At 70.4% G+C, this 8,997-nt stretch carries 9 protein-coding genes; 1 reads left to right on the forward strand and 8 read right to left on the reverse strand.

Translation table 11 applies throughout. The features are described from left to right. Positions 1 to 100: 100 nt before the first annotated feature. From AB0M54_RS17870 to AB0M54_RS17905, 8 genes are all read right to left on the reverse strand, one after another. Positions 101 to 583 (reverse strand): GAF domain-containing protein, encoded by a 483-nt coding sequence (locus tag AB0M54_RS17870; protein ID WP_364472429.1) that lies wholly within the window; start codon positions 581 to 583, stop codon positions 101 to 103. Further along, complete coding sequence (locus AB0M54_RS17875; RefSeq protein WP_364472431.1) at positions 552 to 1,238, reverse strand: ATP/GTP-binding protein; 687 nt, start codon at positions 1,236 to 1,238, stop codon at positions 552 to 554. The genes AB0M54_RS17870 and AB0M54_RS17875 overlap by 32 nt, the downstream gene beginning before the upstream one ends. After that, entirely contained in the window at positions 1,216 to 1,590 is a 375-nt protein-coding gene (locus AB0M54_RS17880; protein ID WP_364324351.1) for a DUF742 domain-containing protein, read from the reverse strand. Before AB0M54_RS17880 ends, AB0M54_RS17875 begins: the two co-directional genes overlap by 23 nt. Continuing rightward, positions 1,587 to 2,021, reverse strand: coding sequence for a roadblock/LC7 domain-containing protein (locus AB0M54_RS17885; protein ID WP_364324353.1), 435 nt, complete (start codon positions 2,019 to 2,021; stop codon positions 1,587 to 1,589). Before AB0M54_RS17885 ends, AB0M54_RS17880 begins: the two co-directional genes overlap by 4 nt. Positions 2,022 to 2,052: 31 nt before the next feature. Continuing rightward, complete coding sequence (locus AB0M54_RS17890; protein ID WP_364472433.1) at positions 2,053 to 3,507, reverse strand: ATP-binding protein; 1,455 nt, start codon at positions 3,505 to 3,507, stop codon at positions 2,053 to 2,055. Positions 3,508 to 3,789: 282 nt separating this feature from the next. Next, entirely contained in the window at positions 3,790 to 5,049 is a 1,260-nt protein-coding gene (locus AB0M54_RS17895) for a cellulose binding domain-containing protein (RefSeq protein WP_364472435.1), read from the reverse strand. Between the two features lie 264 nt (positions 5,050 to 5,313). Beyond that, a complete protein-coding gene (locus AB0M54_RS17900; protein ID WP_364472437.1) occupies positions 5,314 to 6,750 on the reverse strand; it encodes a HAMP domain-containing sensor histidine kinase in 1,437 nt (478 codons plus the stop codon). A gap of 117 nt (positions 6,751 to 6,867) precedes the next feature. Then, positions 6,868 to 8,133, reverse strand: a complete 1,266-nt coding sequence (locus tag AB0M54_RS17905) for a DUF2079 domain-containing protein (protein ID WP_364472440.1) — start codon at positions 8,131 to 8,133, stop codon at positions 6,868 to 6,870. 191 nt (positions 8,134 to 8,324) lie between these two features. Between AB0M54_RS17905 and AB0M54_RS17910 the strand changes: the two genes are divergently transcribed. After that, the coding region (locus AB0M54_RS17910) for an aquaporin (protein WP_364324368.1) at positions 8,325 to 8,997 on the forward strand (673 nt) is incomplete at its 3' end.

Below are 8,997 nucleotides of genomic sequence, written 5' to 3' on the forward strand. Positions count from 1 at the left end.
GGGCGAGAAGTCCCATCCGGCCGACCTTGGCCGGACAGAGCGAAGGCCGGACAGCCTTCCTCGGAAGTGCTGCCCGACCTGGGTGACCGTCCGGCTGCGCCTACGTTCGCTCGCGGGCATGGATCTGCGCGACCATCTCGGAGGCGAGCGCCTTGATGGTTCCCAGGCCGGGCCGGCCCCACGGGCGTGGTTCGACGTCGACCACGCAGACCGTGCCGAGCGCGACGCCGGTCCGGTCGATCAACGGAGCGCCCAGGTACGAGCGGATGCCGATCTCGTCCACCACCGGGTTGCCGGCGAACCGGGGATAGTCGCAGACATCATCGAGCACCAGTGCCTTCCGGCGGACGACCACGTGCGGGCAGTACCCGTGCTCACGCGTGAAGGTGCGGCCGGCCAGGGCGGTCCGGAGAGCCTCCGGAACGGTGGGGCCGGCGTACAGGCCACCCAGGTACTGACGGTCGTCCCGGACGAAGTTGACCATGGCCAGCGGCGCCTTCGTGACCTCGCCGACCCGCCGGGCGAACTCGTCGAGCTCCGGATCCGGCTCGTCACCCAGGCCAAGCTCGTGCAGCCGGCGCATGCGAGCGGGCAATTCCGGATCCACCGGGGTGAGGGGATGGTGTCCGGAGAGGTCGTAGATCATGCGGGGACTCCGTTCGATCATGGACAGGTCGGGAGGCGAGGAGATGGTGGATCAAACCGATCAGCACGCCGGTGGCGGATCGCTGATCACGGGCGTCGCAGTGCACGATCGGAACCTCCGGCTTCAGGTCGAGCGCGCCGCGTAGGTCGTCCAGCTCGTACCGGCACGCGCCGCCGAACTCGTTGACCGCGACCACGAAGCCGATGCCCCGTGACTCGAAGAAGTCGACGGCCGGGAAGCAGTCCTCCAGCCGCCGGGTGTCGGCCAGCACGACCGCGCCGATGGCGCCGCTGGACAACTCTTCCCACATGAACCAGAAGCGTTCCTGCCCAGGGGTGCCGAACAGGTAGAGCACGTGATCGGGGCTGATCGTGATGCGGCCGAAATCCATCGCGACCGTGGTCGTCGTCTTGCGTTCGACGCCGGTCAGCCGGTCGGTGCCCACGCTCGCGGTGGTGAGCAGTTCCTCGGTGTGCAGCGGCTCGATCTCGCTGACCGAACCGACGAAGGTGGTCTTGCCGACGCCGAAACCGCCCGCGATCAGCAGCTTGAGCGCGGACGGGAAGCCGTCAGAGCCGTCGTTGAAGGGCATTGAGGATGGTCTCCAAAACCGCCGGATTCGAGGAATCAGCTATCGGATCGGGGGATCGGGCATCGACCACGCCCCAATCGACCAGGTCGGAAAGCAGGATCTTGGTGACCACAGCGGGAAGCCTCAGCCGCGCCGCGATCTCGGCGACCGTGCTGAAGCTGCGACAGAGCCCGAGCGCCTGGGCGTGGTCCGGTCCGAGCTGACCCTGCGGCTGGCGGCCGGTGGCGATCACCATCGACAGCAGGTCCATCCGGATGGTCGGTTCGGTCCGGCCGTCGCTCACCGTGTACGGCCGGATGAGCCGTCCCGCGGCGTCGTCGAACCAGTGCTCGTCGGCCTCGAGGACGCTCACCGTCCGCGCACGTCCACGACGTCGGACGCCGGCCGGGCCGGCGTGGCCAGGTACGGCCGGACGCTCTTGACCATCTGAGCCATCTCGTAGCCCAGCACCCCGGGGTCGGCCGTCTTCCCGGCGACCACCGCGAGCACCGCCCCGGAGCCGGCCGCCGAGACGAACAGCAGTGAATCGTCCAGCTCGCACACCACCTGGCGGACCCCCTCGCTGCCGCCGAACCGGGTTCCGGCGCTGCGGGCCAGCGAGAACAGCCCGGAGGCGATCGCGGCCAGGTGATCCGCCCCGTCGTCGTCCAGCCCGTGAGCGGCTTTGCGCAGCCCGTCCGACGACAGCAGCAGGGCACTCCTGGTGTCCGGGACGCGATCGACCAATCCGGACAACAGCCAGACGAGGTCCCGGGACGTGCGTACGGGATCGGTGAGCGACATGTGAGCTGGGCCTTTCCGAGATACGCGGTCGTCAGTCATGGTTTCCGGCCTCGGGTACGCCTGCTTCGCCCTGCGCGACGCCGTTCATGAACGACGCCATCAGGCCCGGATGGTGTTCGCCGATCGGCTCCGTCGCCGGGCACGGCCGGCCGAGTTGCAGCTGCGGGGCCATGTGGGTCTGACTGCGGCGGCGTGGCAGCGGGGGCCGTGACGGCGTGGCTTCCACCTGTTGCTGGGCAAGGGTTGCGGTGGTGTCCGGCCGGGGCCCGGCCGGGCCGCGAGCCGCGCCGGCCAGGACGACGGCGTCCCCAGGCACCTGACGTTGTGCCGCGTGAGCGGGCTTGACCTCCGGCCAGGCCGGCGGCCGAGTGATCTCGGTGGTGTCCTGGCCGCGGCTCGGCGACTGCCCCCGTACCTGAGGTGTTGGTCGTGTTGAAACCCGCTTCTGGAGCGGAACTCGTCGCTCGAGCGGAGGCCGCAGCTGAGCCTGAAGCGGCTCGTCCGCCTGGGTCAGGGACACCTTCCCCTGAGTCAGCGGCGCCTCCGCCACGGCCTGAGGGGCCGACAAGCCGATCAGCAGCGGCGGCAGGATGACCACGGCCTGGGTGCCGCCGAAGATGTTCGCCTGCAGTTGCACGGTGATCCCGTGCTGCCGGGCGATGGTCGAGACCACGTAGAGCCCGATCCGGCCGTCCCGCAGCAGGTCGTCGAGGTTGGTGTCGTCGGGGTTGACCAGCAACTGGTTGACCCGGTCCAGGTCGGCGCGCTGCATGCCGAGCCCGCGATCCTCGACCTCGACCGCCATCCCGGCCGCGACCTGCTGTGCGCGGAGCAGCACCTGCGTGTGTGGTGGCGCGAACATCGTCGCGTTCTCGATCAGCTCGGCGATCAGGTGGATGACGCTGGCGACGGCGTGCCCCGGCAGAGTGCCGTCGATCGGGGGCACCAGCTTGACCCGCGAGTAGTGCTCGACCTCGGCGATCGCGGAGCGCAGCACCTCGGTCAGCGCGACCGGCCGGCTCCACTGCCGGCGCGACACCGACCCGCCGAGCACCGCCAGATTCTCCGCGTGCCGCCGGATCCGGGTCGCCAGGTGATCGACCTGGAAGAGGCCCTTCAGCAGATCAGGATCCTCGACCTCGTTCTCCAGCCCGTCGAGCAGCTTGATCTCGCGGTGCACCAGCGACTGCAGCCGCCGGGACAGGTTCACGAAGACCTCCACGTGCCGGCCGTCGGCGTGGGCGACCGGCACTGTGGCGGTCGGGGTCACCCGGGCCTGCGCCTGCCGGAGCCGCTCGGTGAGCTGGTCGACCTCGGCGCGAGCCGCGACCAGCTCCGACCGGGTCTCGGCGAGGGCCGACCGCGATGCGGCGGGCGAGATCCGCCGCCCGCCCGACCGGACGCCGGAACGCAGGGCCGTCCGGACAGCGAAGCCGACCGCGGCCAGGACGACGGCGCCGGCGATCAAGAAAGGAGTGTCGGGCATGAGCATCCTCAATCGTGGTGATGCGGCAATTCCCGGTGGAAGGCCATTCACTGTAGGTGGGTGGCGGATGCATCACCACAAGCAGAAATCGCCTCGTCATCGATCCGGTGAATCGGCTGGCCTCGATGCTGATTCACGTCATCTGAATGGGTGAACCGGTCATGCCTGCCGACCTGAGCCGACATTATGGTTCAGCGGCTCAGTGCGCTTCCGATCAGTTGCCGACAAGAAAAGCGAGACGACGTGACGTCGTCTCGCTTTCTTGTGCCCGGCCGGTTGTGGTCAGGCGCTGGTGCAGGAGGAGCCGTTCAGCGCGTACGCGGTCGGAGCGCCGTTGTTGCCGTTGTGGGTGGCCTGGAATCCGACGGTGATCGACGCGCCCGGGGCCAAGCCCGCGTTGTAGCCGGCGTCGGTGGCGGTGACCCGTCCCGAGGCGGGGGAGTAGGTGGCGTTCCAGCCGTTGGTGATGCTCTGTCCGGCCGGCAGGGTGAAGGCCAGGTTCCAGCCGTTGATGGCCGATCCGCCGGTGTTGGTGACGGTGAGGTTGACGGTCAGGCCGGTGCTCCAGGCGTTGACCGCGCTGGTGACCCGGCAGGCCGCGTCACCGGGCGGCGGAGTCTCCGAGGTCGGCGGCGACGGCGGCGTGGTGGCGCCGAACTGGGCGAAGAACTGCCAGACCTCGCCGGAGACCCACGACGAAGCGGCGTTGCGGTCGACCGGGAGGGGGACGTGGTCGCCGTCGAAGGCGGCCCACCGGACCGGATAGCCGTCCCGGCATCCCGCGTAGTTGGTGGTGATGTGGGTGCCGCTGCCCTGGGCCGGCTCCGGCGGGTTCTGCGCCGTGCAGCCGTTCGCGCGGACGAAGCTGTCCCGCAGCGCCCGGCCCTGGGAGATGTTCAGGACGCTGTCGCGAATCCCGTGGATGCCGAAGTAGGCGACCGGCTGGGAGGTCGACGAGCATCCGCTGAGATTGGCGCCGGCGATCGGCGCGACCGCCCGGAACACCGTGGGCCGGGCGCAGGCCAGGGCGTAGCTCATCGCGGCGCCGTAGCTGAAGCCCAGCGCGAACCGCTGGGTCGTGTCGACACACAGGTCGTTCTCGACCACCCGCAGAATGTCGTCGACCAGGGTGACGTCCCGGCCGCCGGTGTTGGCCCAGCCGGCGTCGAGGCCCTGCGGCGCGACGAAGATGGCGCTGTCGCCGGCCCGTTGCTGCAGGCCGTAGAAGCCGTTGCCGACCACGTCGTTCGCGCTGCCGTTGAGCCAGTGCAGCCCGATCACGAGCCGGTAGGACCGGCTGCTGGTGTAGGAGCCGGGCAGCCGCAGGATGTACGTGCGGGCTCGCCCGCCGCTCTGGATCGTGTAGGTGCCGTCGCGCAGGGACGGGGTCTTCCCGCATCCCGCGGTGGCCGCCAGGGTGCTGTTCGGGACGGCCGACGCGGTCGTGCCGGTCACCACCGCGACGCCCGCCGTCAGCACGAGGGCCGCCGCGGCGATCGCCGCGCTCAGCACCCTGCGTCTCGGATCTGCGTGCTCTGCCATCGAACCTTCTCCTCCTTGTCAGGGTGCCGGGCTCACCAGGTGTGGAAGCGCTCCCATCGAAGGTGGCCAATGTTGCCAGTCCGGTCGGGCCGGCTCAAGCGCCGCTTCCGGCAGCGTCCGGGGCGATCGCCGGGCGGCCCGACCGGGCTCGGGTCGGCGGGGCGGCTGGCCAGGACTTTTACCGTCCGCGACCCGCGTCGTGGTCCCCGCGTAACGATTATTCGAGGCCGAACCTGGTAATGACCGTTCGCGTAATGACGAGCTTCAGGTTCGTGGCGCCTGCGGCAGCTCGGCGACGAGGCTGGCGCCGCTTGTGGTGCCGGCCGCGTACAGGCTGCCGCCGTGCCGGACGGCGATGTCCCGGGCGATCGCCAGGCCCAGACCGGCGCCGCCGTGCCGGCGATCGCGGGCCTGGTCGACCCGCGCGAACCGTTCGAAGACCTGTTCCCGGTCGGCTTCCGGGATACCCGGGCCGTCGTCGCGGACCTCCACCCGGACGACGCCGGGCTCGGCTTGCGCGACGGTCACGGTGATGCGGTCGCGGGCGTACCGGGAGGCGTTGTCCAGCAGGTTCCTGAGCATTCGGCCCAGTTCTTCTTCGCGCCCGATCACCTCTGCGGGCCCACCGGCCACCAGGACGAACCGCTCGTCCGGCGGCACACGGTAGCGGCGCTCACCGACCAGTTCCTCCGCGACCGCGGCGACGTCGACCGGCTCTCCCCGAGCCGGCGCCGTCCGTTCCAGACGGGCGAGCAGCAGCAGGTCGTCGATGAGCCGCTGCAACCGCTCGGTGCCGGTGCGCAGCACCTCCGGGTCGACCACGCCGCCGTGCGTGGCGGTGACCTCGGCGGTGGTGCGCAGGCCGGCGAGAGGGCTACGCAGCTCGTGCGCCGCGTCGGCCACGAACCGGCGCTGCCGTTCGGCCCCGTCGGCGATCCGGTCGAGGGTTTCGTTCATGGTGACGGCCAGCCGGGCGATCTCGTCGCCGGTGCGCGGCTGGGGCACCCGGCCGCTGAGGTCCGCGGCGGTGATGCGGGCCAGCTCGGCGCGCATCCCCTCGACCGGGCGCAGCGCGCGTCCGGCCGCCCACCAGGCCACCGCGGCGACGAACAGGACGGCGGCGGGGAGACCACGTCGGAGCCAATCGTCGACCGGGGCCACGGCGGCCTCCGCGTCGAGCGGCGAGACCAGGACGTAGACGGTCGCACCCGACGGGCTGACGTTGTAGGTCACGAGGGTGACCTGGCGACCGTCGAGCTGCCCCGGTGGGCCGCTGCGGGCGGCTGGCAGGTGAACGTCGAGGCGGCCGAAGAAGTCCTCGTCGAACCGCGGTGGGACCGCCGGGAAGTTCAGACCGCTCAACTGGTTCTGGGTCAGCAGCACCTTGCCGTGGTTGTCGACCACCGCGAAGCTGATCTCCATGCCGAAATAGGGAAACTCGTACCATTTGTCGTAGGGGCAACCCGCGGCATCACAGTCCACCGCCAGGGCGCCCCCGTCCGCGTTCATTCTCGCCGCGGGCGTTTCGTAGGTCGAGGCGATGGCGCGGGCCTGTGACCGCGCGGTCGCGACGGACCCCGCCACACTGTTCGCGTGGATCACGTGGCGCAGCCAGAGCGCCCCGCCACCGAGGCACAGGGCGGCCGCCAGCGCCGCCGCGGCCGCCGCCCGAACCCGTACCGGCAGCTGCGGCCTAGGCACGCGTGCCGGGGATCGTTGGGCCGCGACCCCAGGGTTCGACCGGTTCACGCTCGTCCACCATCAGGAGCCGCATCGGACCATCCTGCCAGCCCGCGGCCGCACGGTCCGGAAAACCTTTCAGCTTGCCGGATTGGCGCGGACGAAGAGCACGACCCCACCATCGGAGGTCACCTTCCGATAGCCGGGCACCGCGTCCCGGGGTTCGAGGACGGCCACCCACTGAGGCTGGACCACGGCGTTCGGGTAGAAGGGGAACAGGTAGACCTCGCAGCGGGCGGTGAGCTGCGGCGCCAGCCGCTGGTCGGCCGCCACGACCGCGTCGTCGGGGATCCGGGTCAGCGCCGACCGGATCGCCGCGGCCGCCGGATCACGCCGCCAGGTGGCCGGGTCGGCCAGGGCGCGGAGCGGCAGCACCGCCGACGCGGACACCGCGACGGCCAGGGCGGCGGCCGGCAACCACCGGCGGCACCGGTCGAGCAGGGCCGGCGGCGCGTCCAGCATCGCCACGAAGACGATCGGCATCAGCACCGCGCTGTAGTGGTACCGCGGCCCCCAGTAGTGCGGGTTGTCCGCCCAGAACCGCCAGGCCAGCGTGGGCAGGGCCAGGAGCACCAGCGGTGAGCGTACGGCGAGGAAGCCGGTCGGAAGCAGCAGCAGGACCACCGTCAGCAGTTTGACCGGCACCCCGGTCAGCAGGGCGCTGCCGGAGGCATAGGTGTACGCGCCGGCCTGGTTGAACGCCGGGATCAGGATCAGGACGATGAGCAGGCCGGCGCCGACCGCGCCGCCGATGGTCGCGAGGCCGAGGCGCCACCGGCCGCGCAGGACGAGGTAGCCGCCGATCGCCGCGACGGTGAGCGGCAGGTCCTCCTTGACCAGCAGCAGCGGCGCCGCCCAGGCCACCGCCACGCCCCACCGCCGCCGCGCCAGGCCCTCGAGGCTGAAGGCCAGCAGCGGGACGGCGAAGCAGATCTCGTGGAAGTCGAAGCCGGCCGCCTGCTGGATGCCCCAGGACAGCCCGTAGGCGGCGCCGATCGCCAGGCCACCACGGGTCCCGAACCGCGCGACGGCCAGCCGGGTCACCGGCACCGCGGACAGGGCCAGCAGCGCGGCCTGCACGATCAGCAGGGTGATCGGGCTCGGAAACACCCGGTAGATCGGCGCGAGCAGGATCAGGATCGGATGGAAGTGGTCGCCGAGCAGGTGCACGCCGGGCCCCTTCAGCGGCGCCAGCGGAGCGCCCAGGCCGGCGTACCCGCGCACCCCCTGTTCGAAAATGCCCAGGTCAAAGGCATTGGTGCGCACTCTGAGGTGCTTGGTCACGGCGACCATGGCGTACGCCGAGAAGAGCGCGACCACCAGCGAACCGACTCGTTTCGACACGCGGCGATGATCGACAACGCCACCTGAACCGGCCCTGAAGCAGGCTGAAAACCACTTCAGGTCGCGGTCGCCGATGTCCTTAAGGGATTCATAACATCTGTCGCCACGAATATCGCCTAGCGTTTCCCATCAGCGGCAGTCGATGGTTTCGGCGCCGGAATGACGACGTCCGACCACGGAGGAGAACAACTGTGCGTAGGTACGCGGCGGAATTCGTGGGAACGTTCTTTCTCGTTCTGACGGTCGGCATAGCGGTAACCAGCATGAACATGTTGGCGCCGGTGGCGATCGGCGGAGTTCTCATGGTGATGGTCTATGCCGGCGGCCATGTCTCCGGTGCGCATTTCAATCCGGCCGTCACCCTGGCCGTGCTGATCCGGGGCCGGATCAGCGGTTCCGCCGCCGGCGCGTACGTCATCAGTCAGATCGCCGGCGGGCTGCTGGCCGCGCTGACCGCGAGGCTGATCGTCGCCGGGCCGAAGCCGGCCACGCTGTCGTTCACCGGCCGGGAGATCCCGATGGCGTTCGCCGTCGAGGCGTTGTTCACCTTCGCGCTGGCCTACGTGGTGCTGAACGTCGCCACGAGTCGTGACCACCCGGAGAACTCCTTCTACGGCTTGGCGATCGGGGGAACCGTGATGGCCGGCGCGTTCACCGTGGGAGCGATTTCCGGTGGCGCTTTCAATCCGGCGGTCGCCGTCGGTGGCGCGGCCATGGGTCTGTTCTCCTGGTCCGCGATCTGGGTCCATCTGGTCGCCGAGGTCGCCGGCGGAGCGCTCGCGGCGGCCGCCTTCCTGGCCATCAACCGAGAGGATCGCGACCCGGTCCGGTCCGTCCCGGCCGCCGAAGTCGCGACTCAGTCCT

This window comes from Actinoplanes sp. NPDC051470, assembly GCF_040682035.1.
Classification (GTDB): domain Bacteria; phylum Actinomycetota; class Actinomycetes; order Mycobacteriales; family Micromonosporaceae; genus Actinoplanes.

Coding starts and splice junctions, on each gene's coding strand:
- AB0M54_RS17870 (WP_364472429.1), bottom strand. CDS start 583: ATGCGCCGGCTGCACGAGCTTGGCCTGGGTGACGAGCCGGATCCGGAG.
- AB0M54_RS17875 (WP_364472431.1), bottom strand. CDS start 1,238: ATGCCCTTCAACGACGGCTCTGACGGCTTCCCGTCCGCGCTCAAGCTG.
- AB0M54_RS17885 (WP_364324353.1), bottom strand. CDS start 2,021: ATGTCGCTCACCGATCCCGTACGCACGTCCCGGGACCTCGTCTGGCTG.
- AB0M54_RS17890 (WP_364472433.1), bottom strand. CDS start 3,507: ATGCCCGACACTCCTTTCTTGATCGCCGGCGCCGTCGTCCTGGCCGCG.
- AB0M54_RS17895 (WP_364472435.1), bottom strand. CDS start 5,049: ATGGCAGAGCACGCAGATCCGAGACGCAGGGTGCTGAGCGCGGCGATC.